At 61.6% G+C, this 263-nt stretch carries 1 protein-coding gene and 1 other RNA gene (1 of these 2 running past the window's edge); both read left to right on the top strand.

Annotated features, from left to right (window positions below; genetic code table 11):
- Nucleotides 1–205, top strand: a 205-nt coding sequence (locus NZ960_08600; GenBank protein MCS7177648.1) for a hypothetical protein, incomplete at its 5' end; no start/stop codon positions are given.
- A gap of 34 nt (nt 206–239) precedes the next feature.
- An RNA gene (ffs, locus tag NZ960_08605) (signal recognition particle sRNA large type) lies at nt 240–263 on the top strand (it continues 253 nt past the right edge of the window).

A 263-nucleotide genomic window follows, 5' to 3' on the forward strand; every position in this document is an offset into this window, starting at 1 on the left:
GCCGCAAACGCAAGACCGTATCGGATGGCGTGGCGAGGGGCTGACCGACAAGCGCTACCTGCGCGTCGATGAGGTCACTACCGTCGACAAGGATGGGAAGACCTATACGGTGCCTGTGCGTCGAGTGCGCAAGCACCTGATGCTCACGCGCGAGCAGATTCTCAGCGGGAAGGGCGAGGCGGTCGAGTATAAGGGTCTGGAATAGCCCCGCCCGATGTGTTACAATAGGGATAGAGTAGCCGTGCTAGCCGGGGAGCTAGCGG

Source organism: Candidatus Kapaibacterium sp., assembly GCA_025059875.1.
Lineage (GTDB): Bacteria > Bacteroidota > Ignavibacteria > Kapaibacteriales > HRBIN21 > HRBIN21.